The organism is Marinoscillum sp. 108 (assembly GCF_902506655.1).
Taxonomy (GTDB): Bacteria; Bacteroidota; Bacteroidia; order Cytophagales; family Cyclobacteriaceae; genus Marinoscillum; species Marinoscillum luteum.
The window spans coordinates 540,182-558,387 of sequence record NZ_LR734817.1 but is presented as its reverse complement, the minus strand read 5'-3'; the positions used below and the strand labels follow the sequence as shown (position 1 = coordinate 558,387).

Genomic DNA, 18,206 nt, shown 5'->3' with positions numbered 1-18,206 from the left:
AGAGCTTTTAATCAACATAAAAAAGGGGCTGAATCTAAGATTCAGCCCCTTTTTTTGTTACCCTCTCCTTACTTTAAAAGCTCGGTAAGTATCTCAGAGGCGGCTTTGGCGATGACTGTGCCCGGGCCAAAGATAAACGAAACACCATGAGCTCTCAGGTATGTGTGATCGTTCTCAGGAATGATCCCCCCCGCGATTACCAGGATATCACTTCTGCCGATTTTGCGAAGTTCTTCGACTAGTTGTGGAACGAGGGTCTTGTGGCCACCAGCTAGTGACGAAGCTCCCACCATGTGTACATCATTTTCAGCAGCTTGTTTGGCTACTTCCTGGGGAGTTTGGAACAGCGGGCCTATGTCCACGTCAAAGCCCAGATCAGCGAAGGCCGTGGCGATTACTTTGGCGCCCCGGTCATGGCCATCTTGTCCCATTTTGGCCACAAGAATCCTGGGCCTTCGGCCCTCTGCTTCATCAAACTGATCGGCAAGTTTTCTGGCCTGTAGGAAGTCTGGATTTTGTTTGATCTCTGAAGAATACACTCCTGAAATAGTTTGGTTTGTTGCCTGGTACCTGCCGAAAACTTCTTCCATGGCGATGGAAATTTCACCCAAAGTAGCTCGTTCTCTGGCAGCGTCCACAGCTAAAGCTAATAAATTACCCTGATTCGTTTTGGCGCACATGGCCAAAGCTTCCAGCGCGTTTTCTACTTTTTGATAATCACGCTTTCCTTTCACAGATTTCAAACGTTCTATCTGTGAGTTTCTGACCGCTTCATTATCAACCTCAAGAAGGTCTATGACTGTTTTTTCTTCAGTGGTGTACCTGTTTACGCCCACGATCACCTCTTGTCCGGCATCTATTCTGGCCTGTTTGCGAGCGGCTGCTTCCTCTATTTTCATTTTAGGGAACCCTTCTTCTATCGCCTTGGCCATTCCACCCATTTCTTCCACTTCCTGTATGATGGCCCAAGCTTCCTGAATCAGTTCATCCGTGAGTTTTTCTACCACCTCCGAACCTCCCCAGGGGTCTACCACCTGCGTGATGTTGATATCATTTTGCAGATACTTCTGTGTTTCCCTGGCAATGGCCGCAGAGTAGTCTGTAGGCAGCGCAATGGCCTCATCCAGTGCGTTGGTGTGTAGGGATTGAGTGTGTCCAAACGCTGCTGCAAGCGCTTCTATGGCCGTTCGACCAACGTTGTTGTATGGATCCTGCGCAGTGAGGCTGTATCCGGAGGTTTGGCTATGCGTTCTTAGCGCCATTGATTTGGGGTCTTTCGGGTCAAATTGTTTGACCAGCTTAGCCCACAGAATTCTTCCTGCTCGCATTTTGGCGATTTCATTGAAGAAGTTCATACCGATACCCCAGAAAAACGAAAGCCTCGGCGCCAGAGAGTCGATAGGAATACCCGCTTCCAGACCTTTGCGGATGTATTCCAGTCCGTCTGCCAGGGTAAAGGCCAACTCCAGCCCGGCCGTGGCACCGGCCTCATGCATGTGGTAGCCACTAATGCTAATGGAATTGAACCGGGGCATGTTTTGCGATGTATATCGAAAGATGTCCGCAATGATGCGCATAGAAGGCGCCGGAGGATAGATATAGGTATTGCGTACCATAAACTCCTTGAGAATGTCATTTTGGATGGTTCCGGTGAGCTGTGCCGGCTCAACACCTTGTTCCTCCGCGGCCACTATGTAGAAGGCCATAATTGGGATCACAGCTCCATTCATGGTCATAGAGACCGACATCTCATCCAATGGGATCTGATCGAACAGGATCTTCATGTCCTCCACAGTGTCAATGGCTACCCCGGCCTTGCCCACATCTCCAGATACCCTTGGGTGGTCACTGTCATAGCCTCTGTGAGTAGCGAGATCGAAGGCAATAGAAAGGCCTTTTTGACCGGCGGCCAGGTTTCTTCTGTAGAAAGCATTGGATTCTTCCGCAGTAGAAAATCCCGCATACTGGCGAATGGTCCACGGGCGTACTGCGTACATGGTGGCATAGGGTCCGCGCAGAAAGGGGGGTACACCGGCACCAAATCCGATATGCTCAGGTGGTTGCTCAGTAACTACCTTTTTTTGAGTTTGGATCAGTTCATCGAAAGAAATATTCCTGAAGTCTTCTTTCACCCCTTCCCAAATAATTCTGGCAAGACGGTCTGTGAGGTGGTCTATAAAGTAGGATCCGTTGGCGGCACTCTGGATCTCTTCCAACTTGGACTCGTGCCGAATGAGGTTGCCGATGTTTCTACTGATCCTGTGTGATGCTCCAGCGGCCCATTCCGGTTTTCCTTGATGAAATGAAATGCTATCAGCTCCTGCAATAATCGCAGCGAGTCCCTGTGTAGTCTGTTTCAGTAGGTGATCGCCTTCATTCTGTCCTGGCAAAGGGAAGGCATGTATCGGTAAAGCATAGTTTTTGACGCCCAGTGTTTCAGCACATGCCTGAATGAGCAGCTTCAGAGCTCTGATGCGGGCTATTTCATGAAAAAAGTCTGGACCTATATTCACGGCCACCTGAAGGTTTTGCAGGTATTCCCTGGTGTTGGCACCGGATAATTCCTTTAGTACGGAGCGGAGAAGCGAAACAGAACTACCAATGATGGTATGGTCCTCATTCGTGCCGATGAGTAGATGGTTTTTGAATGCGGGAGCTTCACACTTTACCCGTTGTCCAAAACCTTTGATTCCTGAAACGTTCACAGGAAGAATCTCCTGAGAGTGATTAATGAAACCAATGTAGCAATGATCGGTATGAATGCCCTCCAAAAGTAAATTCAGGTCAGGGAGTGAGGTGATCTCAAACAGCACCCCTTCACATCCGGATAGTAGTGCAGTTTTGGCCTGTGAATTGGCTTCTTTTTCAGTGACTACTTCAATCTGCTCAAATTGAGTCCAGGTCTTTCTTCCGTTAATATTGTGTAGATTGAAGGTCCTTAGATACTTCAGGTGGTCAGACGTGGATGGGTCATAATAAGCATTCAGGGGGAGATCACTTTCGGAATGCCACTTGAGAGCGTCATCCGGGTCTTTCCCTTTAAGCAGTTTGGTCGCTTCGGCATGCCAATCCGCGTAGCTGGTTTTGTTAAATTCTGTGAAGTTGGGCTTATGTTTATTCATGGGTGTTCAAAGGTACTTTTTATAACTTTGAAATAGTAGCACGATGGAGATACTTCAGAATAATTGGTTTGTATTTTTTAAAGAATATTTCCATCGAAGGGGTTAATTCTGTGAGTATTCAAGGATTTCAAAAAGTCAAGAGCAAATGTCATTTTTTTCTTAAAAATTTTATCCTCAATTTTGATGTCCCTCTTTTTTCGGGGAGTCTCTTTTTGGGTCTAATTTCCAAATAAAATATAAATCGCCGATGCATGTAGAAACATGGGAAAAATGCCTCCTGTTTATTAAGGAGCGCATTCCTGCTCAGAGTTTTTCCACATGGTTTGAACCTATTACTCCATTGAGTATGAATAATCAGGTTTTGACCATCCAAGTGCCCAGTCAGTTTTTTTATGAGTGGTTGGAGGAAAACTACGTGCACTTGCTCAAACAGGCGATTAAGTCAGAAATTGGAGAAGGCGGCAGATTGGAATATTCTGTTGTGGTGGATCGTGGAGATGAGCAGACCAAGCCGGTAACGGTGAATGTCTCAGGGGCTAGTCACAGCCAGAATAAGAATAGGGTGAATGGATATGATGCTTATAAAAACCCTGATTTTCATCAGGAGTTGAAGCGCAACTCCAACCTTAATCCTTCTTATCGATTTGAAAATTTCATTGAAGGTGATTGTAATCGATTGGCAAGATCTGCAGGTTATGCCGTGGCTCAAAAGCCGGGGATCACTTCATTTAACCCACTGATGTTTTATGGTGGGGTAGGACTGGGCAAAACGCATTTGGTGCAGGCCATAGGCAATGAGGTGATCAGCGCGGATAATTCTAAGAAAATCATCTATGTGGCGTCTGAGAAATTTACCAATCAATTCATCGAGGCACTTAAGAACAACAATCTTCAGGACTTCATCAACTACTATAAAGAAGTAGATGTGCTCATTCTGGATGACGTGCAGTTTCTGAAAGAAAAGGAAAAGACTCAGGAAATCTTCTTCCATATTTTCAATCATCTACATCAGAGTGGCAAGCAGATTATCATGACCTCTGACTGTGCTCCTAAGGATCTCAAAGGACTACAGGAACGTCTGGTATCCAGGTTCAAGTGGGGCCTTACCGCTGATCTTCAGGCACCGGATTTTGAGACCAGAATGGCCATTATACAGACCAAAATGCAGGCAGATGGGATTGATATCCCTGAGCAGGTGATAGAATATATTGCGTATACTGTAGATACTAACATCAGAGAGTTGGAAGGTGTGGTGATTTCGCTGATCGCTCATGCATCTCTCACCAAAAAAGAGATGGATCTGGAGCTGGCTAAGCAGATCCTTAAGAACATTGTCACCGATATAGATTCTGAGGTAGGGATAGACTACATACAAAAGACGGTTTCTGATTATTTCAATGTGGCTCAGGATGACCTGAAAGCCAAAACAAGGAAGAAAGAGATTGTGATCGCACGTCAGGTGGCTATGTATTTCTCAAAAGACTACACTAATCACTCACTGAAGTCAATTGGTTACCATTTTGGAGGCCGGGATCACTCCACAGTCATCCACGCAGTGCAATCAGTGAATGATATGATCGACACCAATTCCAAGTTTAGGTTCTCTATTGACGAGCTCAAAAAGAAGCTCAAAATCAGAACAGCTGTAGCTTAAAAGAAGTAGGGGTAGTAGACGTTTCTGCCATGCTTGTCAATGCCGGAAATGATTACCCTGCCCTTGATACGCTCCAGAATTTCTGAGAATTCCGCTGGACTTTCCACGGTTGTGTTGTTGATGTGGGTAATGATGAATCCCTCTGCGATTCCCAGCTTGGCGAAAATACCTGTCTTTTTGTAATCGACTACTTTCACTCCGCTTTTGATTCCCAATAGATCACGCTCTACTTTGGGTACGGATTCAAAGGTGGCGTCCAGCCATTCTGAGGCGTACACATCCCTGCGGATAATACCGGTTGTACCTTCTCTGTTCGTAAGGGTCAGCTTCTTTTCTTTTTTGGTACCCTCACGTTCTATGAGGACTTTGATCTCCTCTCCCGGATACATGTTGCCCATATACTCTTCCAGAAACGCCTTACTGTCTATCTTCCTACCATTAATTTCCCTGATGACATCACCTTTTTCGAGGTTGCCTTTGGCGGCAGCACCTTCCCGCTGTACATTGGCCACAATGACCCCTGACAGGTCTTCCAGGTTCATTTTAGTGGCAAGCTCACTGTTGATGTCAATGAATTCGGCTCCAATAAATGCCTTTTGTACCTCACCATAATTCTTAATGTCTTCAAATACCTTCTTGACAATATTGGAAGGAACCGCAAATCCATAGCCCGTGTAAGAGCCTGTCCGTGATAAAATAGCGGTATTGATCCCAATGAGGTTCCCTTGAGTATTGACAAGAGCGCCACCACTGTTTCCAGGGTTGATGGCGGCATCCGTTTGGATGAAGGATTCAATCGGAAATTTATCCCTCAGAATATTAATATTCCGGCCCTTGGCACTCACTATACCGGCAGTCACAGTGGAGGTCAGGTTGAAGGGATTGCCCACTGCCAGCACCCATTCACCCACGTTTACGTCATCCGAATTTCCAAATTTGATGGCAGGCAGATTTTGCTGATTGACCTTGATTACTGCCAGGTCCGTGCTGGGGTCGGTACCCATGAGCTTCCCGTCATAGGTTTTTTTGCCATGTACTACTTTGATTATGTCCGCATCATCCACCACGTGATTGTTGGTGATGATATATCCATCTTCGGAGAGGATCACACCCGACCCGCTACTGATCTGCTGAGAAGCACGTGGCTCAAAAAACCAATCCAACCAGCTCCCGGTGCGGTATTCATACTCGCTAAGGGTCTGGATAAACACGACGCTTGATTTGCTCTGCTCAGATGCAAATACAAAGTTATCCTCTGCATTGATCACCTCTGGTCGAATCTCAGAATACTGAGGCGTGAAGCCCAGATCGGGTGTTTCGTGATTGAGCGAGATCAGAGATGCATGCTCAGTGCTCAGAAAACCCTCCTTTTTCAGGAGCGTAAAGGTGAGCAGGCTTCCGATGATCCCCGACAAGATACTTACACAACCCACAATAACGATGGTCTTTTTCATGGCTTTTGAGTCTGATTTTTGCAATGCAATAACTACACTATAATATGTATTTGGTGGAAAAAAGTTTTGTTAAAAAACCTAAAAAATTCACCTGATTCAGTGCGGTTTGCTCAGAAGGGCAAGGAGGCGCTGAAAGTAGTTTTTGGAATTTAGGATTTCGGAACTGCTTTAATTTACTTTGGTCTGGATATAAACAGATTATGGGTATACGATCAATACTGAGTAAGCCATTTGCCGCTTACATTGCCAGAGAGACTAAGAAATGGACGGGTTCTGCAGGGGCGTTTCAGGACAAAATCCTGAAGGAAATAGTGACCAAAGCGCGGGACACTCAATTTGGCAAGGATCATGGGTTCGGAGAAATAGAAAATTATGAGGATTTCAAAAAACAGGTTCCCATCCGAGATTACGAAGGACTTTCACCTTATGTGAAAAAGATCCTGGCCGGTGAGTCGGATGTCCTGTGGCCGGGCAAACCTGCTTACTTCGCCAAAACTTCCGGTACTACCAGCGGTACCAAGTACATCCCCATTACCAAAGATTCCATTCCCAATCACATCAATTCAGCCAGAAATGCACTACTATCCTATGTGCATGAGACCGGGAATGGTCGGTTCCTGGATGGTAAACTCATCTTTCTTTCGGGTGCGCCCACGCTGGATCAAAAGGCCGGGATCAATACAGGACGCCTTTCGGGAATTGTGAATCACCACGTGCCCGGCTATTTGCGTACCAATCAGATGCCTTCTTATGAAACCAATTGCATGGAGGATTGGGAGAAAAAGGTGGATCAGATCGTAGAAGAGACCTTCGATCAGGATATGACCCTGATTTCGGGTATTCCCCCGTGGGTACAGATGTACTTTGATCGGCTCAAGGCCAAAACAGGCAAGCCCATCAAGGATATTTTTCCAAATTTTGAAATGTTCGTATACGGGGGCGTGAATTTTGAGCCCTACAGAGCCAAACTTTTTGAAACCATCGGAAAAGAGATCCCTTCCATAGAAACATATCCGGCATCCGAAGGGTTTATCGCCTATCAGGATAGTCAGAAAGAGCCGGGCTTGCTACTTCTTGCCAATAGCGGGATCTTTTTTGAATTTATTCCTGCCGATGAATACTTCAACGAAAACCCTACCCGCTTGAAAATTGATCAGATTGAGTTGGGGGTAAATTATGCACTCATACTCAATAGCAATGCTGGACTTTGGGGATACTCCATTGGCGATACTGTGAAGTTTATCAATAAGAACCCCTACCGACTTTTAGTAACCGGGCGCATCAAGCATTTCATCTCTGCGTTTGGTGAGCATGTGATTGGTGAGGAAGTGGAGCAGGCGATGAAGGCTACCTGCGCGCTATTCCCAGAGGTAGAGTTGGTGGAGTTTAGTGTGGCCCCCAATGTAACACCGGCGGAAGGCCTGCCCCTGCACGAATGGTATGTGGAGTTTGCTACTCCTCCAAAGGACAAGCTGGGTTTTCAAAAAGAGTTAGATTTGCAACTTCGCAAAAGAAACACCTACTACGATGATCTGATTTCAGGATCAATTTTACGACCGCTGGAGGTGATTGACTTAAAGCAAAACGCATTTATAGAATATATGAGGTCTATAGGGAAGCTGGGAGGCCAGAATAAAGTGCCGAGGTTGTCAAACGACAGGCAGATAGCCGATGCGATGCAGCAGTTCAGAGGATAATGGGAGAGGAGCAAAAGAAAAGAGGAATTGCCGTACTGGGGTCTACTGGCTCCATCGGAACTCAGACACTGGAGGTGATCGATCGTCACACGGACAAATTCGAAGTGGAGGTGCTTACCGCACAAAACAATGCGGACCTGCTCATCCGGCAGGCACTAAAATACAAGCCCAATACGGTTGTTATTGGTAACGAATCTCTTTACGATCAGGTTTTTGAGGCCCTGGATTCTGCCGATATCAAAGTGTATGCCGGTCAGAATGCACTGGCAGATGTGGTGAAAATGGAGAGTATCGATATTGTCCTCACCGCTTTGGTAGGCTACTCCGGGTTGGTGCCTACCATCAACGCCATCAAGGCAGGGAAGGACATTGCCCTTGCCAATAAAGAAACCCTGGTGGTGGCTGGTCAGCTGGTGACCAGACTGGCGATGGAGCACCGATGCAATATCCTACCGGTAGACTCTGAGCACTCTGCCATTTTCCAATGCATTGTGGGAGAGTTGAATAACCCCATTGAAAAAATCATCCTAACCGCCTCGGGAGGGCCGTTCAGAGGTCAGGTGCGAGATCAGCTTCTGCAGATCAAAAAAGAACAGGCGCTCAAACATCCTAATTGGGATATGGGGGCTAAAATCACCATCGACTCAGCCACCCTCATGAACAAAGGGTTGGAGGTCATTGAGGCCAAATGGTTGTTTGGTGTGAAGCTGGATCAGATAGAGGTGGTGGTGCACCCTCAGAGCATTATTCATAGCATGGTGCAGTTTGAGGATGGTTCTATTAAAGCTCAACTTGGACTTCCCGATATGAGGTTGCCCATACAATATGCGCTGAGTTTCCCCGAGCGGTTCAAATCCGATTTTCCCCGGTTCGACTTTATTAATTACCCGGAACTCACATTTGAAAAACCTGACACCAAGACTTTTCGTAACTTACAGCTCGCCTTTGATGCCATTGATAAAGGAGGCAACACTCCCTGCATACTGAATGCGGCCAATGAAATAGCGGTGGCGGAATTTTTACAGGATAACATCGGTTTTTTAGAAATATCAGACGTCATAGCGGCTTGCATGCAAAAGGTGAGCTACATTAGCGAGCCCGAGTTGGACGATTATATTAATACAGACATAGAAACAAGGATCATAGCAAAAGAATTAATCAAATAGATGGAAGGTTTAATCATGACGGCTCAGCTTCTGCTGGGCTTATCAATTTTAGTTGGGTTGCACGAGTTGGGACATTTGTTGGCGGCCAAGGCATTTGGAATGCGGGTAGAAAAGTACTCTATCGGTTTTCCACCCAAAATATGGGGAAAGAAATTTGGTGAGACGGAGTATTCCATTGGGGCGATCCCATTGGGCGGTTTTGTGAAAATATCTGGTATGATCGATGAGTCACTCGATACCAAAACCCTGAGTGAGGAGCCTGAGCCATGGGAGTTCAGAGCCAAGCCGGCATGGCAGCGCCTGATAGTGATGCTCGGCGGTATTATAGTGAATGTAATCACCGGGATTGTTATTTTCATCGCACTTGTGTACTCCAATGGTGAAGATTTTCTTTCCAAAGAGGAGCTGAACAAGCATGGAATCGTGGCTTATGACCTTGGTCAGCAGCTCGGACTACAAACCGGAGACCGCATTCTTAATATCAATGGTAAGGATTACGAAACATTCAGTGACCTGAGGAGCCCCAATGTACTGTTGGGAACTGACGGATTTTACACAGTGGATCGTGGAGGTAAAACCATTACCATTCCTATTCCCAATGACTTTATTGATAAGTTTTCTGATAAAAAAGCGGCATTTTTCAGACCTAGAGAATCCTTTAGTGTAGGGCAGGTGCGAGAAGGTAGCAATGCTGATAAAGGAGGCCTGAAAGAAGGTGACCGGATCGTGGCAGTGGCTGGTGTGCCGGTAAAGTACTTTGATGAGTTCAAAACCGCCCTGGATTCCGTACCAGGTGGTCAGCTCAATGCTACTGTGCTACGGGATGGACAAGAATTGGCCCTGACGTTTGATATTGCCGAGGATGCTACCATTGGTTTCTACCCAAGCATGGAATTGAACTATTCACATCGTGATTTCACTTTTGGTGAGGCTGTGGTGAATGGCACCAGTCAGGCATTCAATGTGGTGTTTTATAATGTAAAAGCTTTCGGAAAGATGTTCTCGGGAGATGTATCTCCATCAAAATCACTTTCCGGACCGATAGGCATTGCTCAGTTTTTTGGGGGCACCTGGGATTGGAATAATTTCTGGAGGATCACAGGGTTGATCTCCATGGTGTTGGCCTTTATGAACCTGCTTCCTATTCCGGCTTTGGACGGTGGACACGTGGTTTTCCTGACCTGGGAAATTGTGACTGGCAGGAAGCCTAGCGATAAGTTTTTGGAGAACGCTCAGAAAGTAGGAATGGTCTTGCTTTTGGGGCTGATGAGCTACGCCATCTTCAACGACGTATACAAACTGTTTTAAGAATCAACTTAATCTTCTGATGGAGGCTGAGGCGCCGGGCGGTAGATTTCAAACTCTACCCGCCGGTTGATGGCCTTGGCTTCTTCGTTGATCTCTTCCACGATGGGGCGGGAGCTCCCATACCCCTCCCAATCTACTCGTTCCGACGCTAGCCCGGCAAAATCCACCATGTAATCCCTGATGTTGCGTGCGCGTTCCTGAGACAGCCGCAAATTGTGCTCATCAGATCCGTAGGAGTCCGTGTGGCCCGATATTTTAAGCTTGAAGTCCGGGTTGTCGTAGAGGAAGTTCACGATCTTATTGAGGTCACTGTACATTTCCTTTTTCAGGGCAGACTTTCCGTTATCAAATTCTATGGATTCAAATTTCACACGGCTGGCCAGTGGCTCAGTCACTTTTTTGAGCTCCCTGGTGCCATCCAGAAAGAAAGAATCCTCGATTCTGAAAAAGTCATCCCCCTGTATCACCAGCAAGTAATTTCTCTGGTCAATCAGATCAAACTCGAAACTTCCATCTGGTCGCAAATACCGTGGGGCCACTTCCACACCCTCATCCAGATCTATGATGGATACGATGCCCCGGAAGGCTTTGCCCGTCAGTGAGTCGGTCAGGGAGCCCGTGACTTTGGTGGTGGCCAGAGGTTGTGCATTCATTGGTAGCGGGAATGAGTAGATGTCCTGCTTATTCAGGTCCCGGCTAATAGACCTGGCATAGAAAAGCAGCTCTGATTTGGAGTCAATGGTAAAGTAGTATTCGCTCCCTTTTCCATTCACCAGCGGACCTATATTGTAAGGTTCAGACCAGTTGCCGCCTACCTGATAAGACTTGTAGATGTCGTATTCCCCGAAATTATACAGCTGTCCATTGGATCCAAAGTAAAGCACATTGTACACTGGATGATAAAAAGGACTTACGTCATTGTTTCGGGTGTTGATTACGGGTCCCAGGTTTTTGGCAGAAGACCACTCTCCGTTTTTCAGTTTGTAGGTATAGTAAATGTCTGATAAGCCGAATCCACCCAGCCGATCCGATGCAAAGTAGAGGGTATCTTCACTGTGTGAAAGCGAGGGGTGCGAATCCCAGCTCAGGCTATTGACACGGGTACCGAGGTTTTTCACTTCGCCCCAGGTGCTGTCTGACTGTAGCTTGGCTGAAAAGAGGTCACAATCTCCAAAGCAGTCCAGACAATCACACCTCGAAAAGTAGAGGGTTTTTCCATCACGGGTGAGAATGGCCGACCCTTCCTTATATCGGGAATTAATTTCCTTGAATTCCTCTGCCTTGCTCCATGAGCCATATTCATCTTTTCGGCTAAAAAAGAGATCTTCGTTGAATGTACGTCGAATGCTCAGGTCCAGGTCATTACGTTGCGATGTGAAGATTAGTACATCATTTTGTACATTCAGCGAAGGAGCATAGTCCGCCTTGGCACTGTTAATTTCCTGTCCCATATTGAGCAGAATACCCCTCGGGGGTCGCAGTGTATCGATCAGCGTTCGGTATTCTACCAGTTCATAGTAGTAGTCCAGAGGTACATACTGGGCAGCTTCCTGGTCATTGAGAGAGTCATAGTAGAGCTCAATCTCCTTCATATTGATGCCGGAGTGATGATGCCTCAATACCAACCGATAAAGGTTTTTGGCCTCTTCATCATCCCCAAAAAGTTCTGTGAGTTTGGCCAGGCGCCAAATGAGTTTGGTGTCTTTGTAGAAATTTTGAATGCCGAATTTGCTTACATAAGCCTTGAGGGCTTTGTAGAGCCCTTCCCAATCTTCCTCCTGGTCCAGTTTGTTGATCCTTTTGAGCTGCTCAGCGTTATAATAGTCCGGTAGCTTATTGATGTTCTTAAAATCATAGATATTTAAGTGCACATCTTCTGGTACCGAGTCGGTACTGATACGCTTAGTGGTTATACGCTGGGCGTTTAACGGCGATGTGCCGTAAACGAGGATAAAGAATAAACAAAAAAGGCGGATTTTTTCCCCATTCATATAAGCATGTCTTTTCGACAGACTCTCAAACAAATCAGGTTAAAGATAATACCATTTCTGGCACAGTAGCTAATTTGGCACAGCTATTGACATTTGTCTACCTGATTCTTTTGAAAGTAGATTTTTGAGGTAGTTACTGCCATATTGACACGATATTTATGTTTGAAGATAATATTACCAACCGTTTATATTTTTCAGAGTTTTTAGAGGATGAATCTGGAGAGCTTATTCAGCTGGTGGCTGATGAGGACGGAGAGGAGATGACCGACGATAATTTGCCGGATGAGCTTCCTATTTTGCCCATTAAAAACACCGTACTGTTCCCAGGAGTGGTTTTGCCGATTACTGTTGGCAGGACCAAATCTATTCGTCTGGTGAAAAAGGCCTATAAAGGTGACCGAATCATAGGGGTGGTGGCACAAAACAATACTAAGAAAGAGGAGCCGGTTTTCAATGACCTTTATAAGATTGGTACAGTAGCCAAAATCCTGAAAATGCTGGTGCTTCCTGATGGGAATACGACGATCATTATACAGGGACAGCAGCGTTTCGAACTGGGAGAGCCTGTGAAGGAAGAACCATTTTTGAAAGCGACCTTCCGAATACTCAAGGAAAGTGACGAGATGAGCGAGGATGAAATTAACGCGATCACTTCATCACTGAAAGAAGCTGCCTATAAGGTACTGAAGCTGAATCCCGAGATTCCGAAAGAAGCTCAGGTGGCACTGGAGAATATCCAGAGTTATACATTTCTGACTCATTTTCTTTCGTCCAATATTAATGCTGAGGTGAGTGATAAACAGAAGCTGCTGGAAACCAACAATCCGAAGGAGCGTGCGGAGCTTTTGCTGAAATACATGCTGAAGGACATTCAGATGCTTGAGCTGAAGCATGAAATCGCCAGCAAGGTACATTCTGACATTGACCAGCAGCAGCGGGATTATTATTTGCGACAGCAGATGAAAGTACTCCAGGATGAGTTGGGGCAGGATGGTCCTGATCAGGAGGTGAATGCTCTTAGGGACAAAGCAAAAGATAAGAAATGGCCTGATGAAGTCAAGAAGCACTTTTTGAAGGAATTGGATAAGATAGGCCGAATGAATCCGGCCGCAGCGGAGTATCCCGTGGCTATGAACTATGCCGAACTTCTGGTGGATCTGCCATGGGAGGAGGGCACTGAGGATAATTTTGACCTGAAAAATGCCAAGAAAATCCTGGATAAGGATCATTTTGGATTGGACAAAGTGAAGGAGAGAATCCTCGAATACCTGGCGGTGAGGAAACTAAAGAATGACCTCAAAGGGCCTATTTTGTGTCTCTATGGCCCTCCCGGTGTAGGTAAGACTTCTCTGGGCCGGTCTATAGCCGATGCTCTGGGTCGAAAGTATGTGCGCATGTCTTTGGGAGGAGTGCATGACGAGGCTGAAATCAGAGGACATAGAAAAACTTACATTGGCGCTATGCCAGGTAAGATCATTCAGAACATCAATAAAGCTAAAAGTTCTAATCCGGTATTTATATTGGATGAAATAGATAAGGTAAGCTCCGACTTTCGTGGAGATCCTTCTTCTGCCCTGCTGGAGGTATTGGATCCTGAGCAGAATAGCACGTTTAAGGATAACTATCTTGAAGTGGACTATGACCTGTCAAAAGTGCTTTTTATCGCTACGGCCAATTCTCTGGATACCATTCAGGCACCACTTCGTGACCGAATGGAAATCATCGATGTGACGGGGTATACCCTGGAAGAGAAGGTAGAGATCGCTAAAAAGCACCTTATTCCCAAGCAGCGAACGGAGCACGGTTTGAAAGCCAAGCAGATCACTTTTGACAAGTCGGCCATTGCCAAGCTAATCAATGACTATACCCGCGAGTCGGGAGTCAGGAGCCTGGAGCGCAAGTTGGCAGCGGTGATTCGAAATGTGGCCAAATCCATTGCCATGGAGGAGGAGTACCAGCCCAAAATAACAGAGGGTGAGGTAAGAAAAATTCTGGGGCCGGAGGACTTTGACAAGGATGCTTATGAAGACAACAAGCTGCCGGGTGTGGCCACGGGTCTTGCCTGGACGCCTTCTGGTGGGGATATTCTCTTTATTGAGGCCAGCCTGAGTCGTGGAAAGGGCAAGTTGACGCTTTCCGGTCAGCTGGGAGATGTGATGAAAGAGTCCGCCATGACTGCCCTTTCTTATCTCAAGACCAATGCCGCATCACTGGATATAGATTATCGTGTGTTTGAGCATTATGATCTGCATGTGCACGTACCGGCCGGTGCCATCCCGAAAGATGGGCCTTCGGCAGGGATCACCATGCTCACTGCACTGGCGTCTGTGTATACGCAGCGCCTGATCCGAAGTAAACTGGCCATGACGGGTGAAATCACCCTGAGAGGTAAGGTGCTTCCTGTAGGCGGGATCAAAGAAAAAATTCTGGCTGCCAAGCGGGCCGGGATTAGAGAGATCATCATGTGCGAGCGAAATCAGAAGGATCTGGAGGAGATCAACGAACTTTATATCAAAGACCTGAAAATTCATTTTGTAAAGACTGTACAAGAGGTGACAGAAATTGCGTTATTGTCGCAAAAACCCAAGGAGCCTATGAATTTCATCCTACCCGAAACAGCCAGGGATTAATTGAAGTGGTTGATAGCCATATTGACCCTTCTGACCTTTTCTGCTTCTGCTCAGTTTGATCAGTATCAGAGTTTGCAGACTCCGTTTGGCGCTCGCAATGCTGCACTGGGTGGGAAAGTAGTGTCCTTGGCTGATGGTGACCTGATGCAGTTTGTACACAATCCGGCAGTTTTGGACTCTGTGGCACTCACTGATGTCGCCATCAATTTCAGTCCAATGTTTGCGGGGGTGTATTCCTTTTCAGGAGCCTATGCTGCGGAATTTTCTAAAGTGGGTAGGCTTGCTTTTGGGGTGAACTACCTCGATTATGGAGACTTTGTAGAGACCGATCCTGATGGTACGGTAACCGGGAGTTTTCAGGCGCAGGATCTTGTTTTGACAGTAGGGAAGAGCCATCGCATCGGATCTTTTGCCCTGGGAGGTAATATAAAGTATGCCTCCAATGGCATTGCTGGTTATGGTTCCTCGCTTTTACTGGGAGACTTGGGTGGAGTGTACCGCGCCCCTGATACCGATTTCACTGTGGGGTTGGTCTTTAGAAATTTCGGTTTTGTTCTTGCGGATTATACAGGATCGGGCGCCAATCAGGTTCCATTCGACGTGCAGATCAGCACATCGGTGAAGCCAACTTATATGCCTTTCAGGTTTAGCATCTCTGCTTATAACCTTGTGCAGAATAGTATGTATTTTTCATTGGATGAAGGGATCAGTAAATCAAAAACCATTGAGATCGCCGATCGAATATTTCGTCATGTGAATGTGGGTGCTGAGTTTATCATTCACCAAAACGTTCAGTTTTTGTTTGGTTATAGCCACCTGATGCATCAGGAGTTAAAAGTAGGCGAAGAAGCCTACGGCGCAGGTTTGAGCTACGGACTGGCACTTGGAATCAGGCAATTTCAGATCAGGTATTCCCATGCCACCTATCATGCCGCCGGCGGGACGGATTTCTTTACCATCCAATCCAATCTAAATTCGTTTAAGAAGATTTTATAGCACTATGAATAAGAATTTGACACCAAGGCAGATTGTTGCCGAGTTAGATAAATACATCATTGGCCAAAACGATGCTAAACGCAATGTGGCAATTGCCTTGAGAAACAGGTGGCGCCGAATGAATGTAAAGGAAGAAATTCAGGGAGAAATCGTCCCAAATAACATTCTGATGATAGGGGCAACCGGGGTAGGTAAAACTGAAATAGCCCGAAGGCTGGCTCATTTGGCAGAAGCTCCCTTTACCAAGGTGGAGGCTTCTAAGTTTACGGAAGTGGGCTACGTGGGCCGCGATGTGGAGAGTATGATCAGGGATCTGGTAGAGCAGGCGGTGGACATGGTGAAGACCACCAAGAAGGAGGAAGTGAAGGAGCGTGCAAAGGAAATAGTAGAAGGGATAATCCTCGATGCGTTGATCCCTCCGCTCAAAGGTTCGCCAACTCCTCATGCTACAGGCATGGGCAAGGATCAGCCAGAGGATGAGCGTGAGTTGAACGAGAAAACCAGAGACCGTTTTCGGGAGAAGATCAGAGATGGGGAAATGGATGAGCGAAAGATTGAGATCGATGTGAAGCAGAACAGTACTCCAGGCATGGGAATGATTGGCGGGGGCATGGATGAGGCTTCTATGATCAATATTCAGGAGATGCTGGGAAGCATGATGCCTAAGAAGACCAAAAAGCGCAAAGTAACGATCGCGGAAGCTAGAAAAATTCTCCTGGAAGAGGAGTCCTCGAAGCTCATTGATATGGATGAGGTGAAGGAAGAGGCCCTTCAGAAAGCCCAGAATACGGGCATCGTATTCATAGACGAAGTGGATAAGATAGCCGGTGGTAGCAGAGGTGGTCAGGGCGGTCCGGATGTGAGTCGTGAAGGGGTGCAGCGTGATCTGCTACCCATTGTGGAGGGGAGTGCCGTCAATACCAAATATGGAATTGTGCACACAGATCATATTCTGTTCATTGCCGCGGGGGCCTTTCATTTTAGCAAGCCTTCGGATTTGATTCCGGAGCTTCAGGGTAGATTTCCCATCCGTGTAGAGCTTGATAACCTCACCAAGGAGGATTTCCTGAGTATACTCAAAGAGCCTAAGAATGCATTGACCAAGCAGTACATCGCCCTGGTGGGTGCCGAAGATGTGTCATTGAGTTTCCAGGATGATGCTCTGGAACGATTGGCTGAGATAGCTTTTCAGATCAATGAGGAGGTTGAAAACATCGGTGCCAGGAGGTTACACACGGTCATGAGCAAGCTGCTAAACGAGATTCTTTTTGAGATTCCCGATACCATAGGGCAGAATGCCAGGATCGTGATAGATAAGGCGCTGGTAGAGGAGAAGCTTGCCGGACTGGTCAAAAACAAAGACCTCAGTCACTATATTTTATAAATTCAGGACAGTTTCTTTAGCTGGCACCCGACGAGTGGCAGCCTGGTCATATGCGTCATTATAGTCGGTGCGCAGGGTGCCAAAGACCCGATCCCATATGAGGGTGTAAAGGCCATAATTGCCCTGAAACTTGTGATGGTGCTGATTGTGAGCCACTGAGGTATTCACATACTTGCCGATCCAGGTCTTATTGAATCCTCTGGGGTAAAGCTCATAGCCCAGATGACCATATACGTTGTAAAAAATCTGGAAAATCATAAATAGTACGATTATAGCTGCATGCGTGGGTACCGTAAAGCATAGGATCGTGATGATCAAAGCTTCGATCACCGCCTCAAACGGATGGAATGCGTAGGCAGTCCAAGGTGAGGGGTTGGTAGACAGATGATGTACTTTATGCACCTGCTTGAAGAGTTTGGGGTGGTGCATGAGTCTATGCGCCCAGTAGAAATAAAAATCGTGAATGAAAAACATAGGGATCACCGTAAGGGGCCAGTACCATGCTGGCATGGACTCAAACGAATCGAAAAGCAGATGGTAAGGCTTGAGCACCTTAAAAGACCAAATGGAAATAACCGCAAAAATGGCCACCGTAATGAGCGAATAGCCCGCATCTCTCAGGTAGTCCTTGGCTTTTGGAAATCGCTCCTGTATTTTCCTGAGGGGCATTCTTTTCCTAAAAATCACATAGAACACCAAAAAAGCCAGCCCCGCAGCTACGAAATAGCGCAGCGCAATGTGATAATAAGCAAAAGGAAATCTTTCTAAAACAGCCTCCATAGTCCTCTCATAAAGTTAATAGAA

General features: G+C 46.5%; 11 protein-coding genes. 7 read left to right on the top strand and 4 right to left on the bottom strand.

The annotated features are described in order from the left end of the window. Positions 1-68: 68 nt before the first annotated feature. Positions 69-3,122 (bottom strand): methylmalonyl-CoA mutase, encoded by a 3,054-nt coding sequence (scpA, locus tag GV030_RS19860; protein WP_159585099.1) that lies wholly within the window; start codon positions 3,120-3,122, stop codon positions 69-71. A gap of 247 nt (positions 3,123-3,369) precedes the next feature. Here scpA and dnaA point away from each other — a divergent pair, with 247 nt between their 5' ends. Next, positions 3,370-4,776 carry a chromosomal replication initiator protein DnaA gene (gene dnaA, locus GV030_RS19855; RefSeq protein WP_159585098.1) on the top strand — a complete coding sequence of 469 codons (1,407 nt, stop codon included), beginning with the start codon at positions 3,370-3,372 and terminating at the stop codon, positions 4,774-4,776. Here dnaA and GV030_RS19850 read toward each other — a convergent pair. After that, positions 4,773-6,230 carry a trypsin-like peptidase domain-containing protein gene (locus GV030_RS19850; RefSeq protein ID WP_159585097.1) on the bottom strand — a complete coding sequence of 486 codons (1,458 nt, stop codon included), beginning with the start codon at positions 6,228-6,230 and terminating at the stop codon, positions 4,773-4,775. The genes dnaA and GV030_RS19850 overlap by 4 nt on opposite strands. 200 nt (positions 6,231-6,430) lie before the next feature. Here GV030_RS19850 and GV030_RS19845 point away from each other — a divergent pair, with 200 nt between their 5' ends. Genes GV030_RS19845 through rseP form a run of 3 tightly spaced genes read left to right on the top strand, consistent with a single transcriptional unit; the run spans position 6,431 to position 10,401 of the window. Next, on the top strand, positions 6,431-7,927 hold the full coding sequence (locus tag GV030_RS19845; protein WP_159585096.1) for a GH3 auxin-responsive promoter family protein: 1,497 nt from the start codon (positions 6,431-6,433) through the stop codon (positions 7,925-7,927). Beyond that, a complete protein-coding gene (locus GV030_RS19840; protein ID WP_159585095.1) occupies positions 7,927-9,093 on the top strand; it encodes a 1-deoxy-D-xylulose-5-phosphate reductoisomerase in 1,167 nt (388 codons plus the stop codon). Before GV030_RS19845 ends, GV030_RS19840 begins: the two co-directional genes overlap by 1 nt. Continuing rightward, complete coding sequence (gene rseP / locus GV030_RS19835; protein WP_159585094.1) at positions 9,094-10,401, top strand: RIP metalloprotease RseP; 1,308 nt, start codon at positions 9,094-9,096, stop codon at positions 10,399-10,401. Positions 10,402-10,409: 8 nt separating this feature from the next. Here the strand turns inward: rseP and GV030_RS19830 are convergent, their stop codons facing one another. Further along, positions 10,410-12,392, bottom strand: coding sequence for an OmpA family protein (locus tag GV030_RS19830; protein WP_159585093.1), 1,983 nt, complete (start codon positions 12,390-12,392; stop codon positions 10,410-10,412). A gap of 158 nt (positions 12,393-12,550) precedes the next feature. Between GV030_RS19830 and lon the strand changes: the two genes are divergently transcribed. The 3 genes from lon to hslU are packed head-to-tail and all read left to right on the top strand — an operon-like array spanning position 12,551 to position 17,402. Beyond that, positions 12,551-15,022 carry an endopeptidase La gene (gene lon / locus GV030_RS19825; protein ID WP_159585092.1) on the top strand — a complete coding sequence of 824 codons (2,472 nt, stop codon included), beginning with the start codon at positions 12,551-12,553 and terminating at the stop codon, positions 15,020-15,022. Continuing rightward, the gene (gene porQ / locus GV030_RS19820) at positions 15,023-16,018 is read left to right on the top strand and encodes a type IX secretion system protein PorQ (protein ID WP_159585091.1); all 996 of its coding nucleotides are present in this window, start codon (positions 15,023-15,025) and stop codon (positions 16,016-16,018) included. It begins immediately after the preceding gene. 4 nt (positions 16,019-16,022) lie between these two features. Next, the gene (gene hslU / locus GV030_RS19815; RefSeq protein ID WP_159585090.1) at positions 16,023-17,402 is read left to right on the top strand and encodes an ATP-dependent protease ATPase subunit HslU; all 1,380 of its coding nucleotides are present in this window, start codon (positions 16,023-16,025) and stop codon (positions 17,400-17,402) included. Here the strand turns inward: hslU and GV030_RS19810 are convergent. After that, the gene (locus GV030_RS19810) at positions 17,397-18,182 is read right to left on the bottom strand and encodes a sterol desaturase family protein (protein WP_159585089.1); all 786 of its coding nucleotides are present in this window, start codon (positions 18,180-18,182) and stop codon (positions 17,397-17,399) included. The genes hslU and GV030_RS19810 overlap by 6 nt on opposite strands. Between the last annotated feature and the right edge of the window lie 24 nt (positions 18,183-18,206).

Excerpts from the sequence above, each read along its gene's own strand:
- scpA (WP_159585099.1), bottom strand. The coding sequence starts at position 3,122 with ATGAATAAACATAAGCCCAACTTCACAGAATTTAACAAAACCAGCTAC.
- dnaA (WP_159585098.1), top strand. The coding sequence starts at position 3,370 with ATGCATGTAGAAACATGGGAAAAATGCCTCCTGTTTATTAAGGAGCGC.
- GV030_RS19850 (WP_159585097.1), bottom strand. The coding sequence starts at position 6,230 with ATGAAAAAGACCATCGTTATTGTGGGTTGTGTAAGTATCTTGTCGGGG.
- GV030_RS19845 (WP_159585096.1), top strand. The coding sequence starts at position 6,431 with ATGGGTATACGATCAATACTGAGTAAGCCATTTGCCGCTTACATTGCC.
- GV030_RS19840 (WP_159585095.1), top strand. The coding sequence starts at position 7,927 with ATGGGAGAGGAGCAAAAGAAAAGAGGAATTGCCGTACTGGGGTCTACT.
- rseP (WP_159585094.1), top strand. The coding sequence starts at position 9,094 with ATGGAAGGTTTAATCATGACGGCTCAGCTTCTGCTGGGCTTATCAATT.
- GV030_RS19830 (WP_159585093.1), bottom strand. The coding sequence starts at position 12,392 with ATGAATGGGGAAAAAATCCGCCTTTTTTGTTTATTCTTTATCCTCGTT.
- lon (WP_159585092.1), top strand. The coding sequence starts at position 12,551 with ATGTTTGAAGATAATATTACCAACCGTTTATATTTTTCAGAGTTTTTA.
- hslU (WP_159585090.1), top strand. The coding sequence starts at position 16,023 with ATGAATAAGAATTTGACACCAAGGCAGATTGTTGCCGAGTTAGATAAA.
- GV030_RS19810 (WP_159585089.1), bottom strand. The coding sequence starts at position 18,182 with ATGGAGGCTGTTTTAGAAAGATTTCCTTTTGCTTATTATCACATTGCG.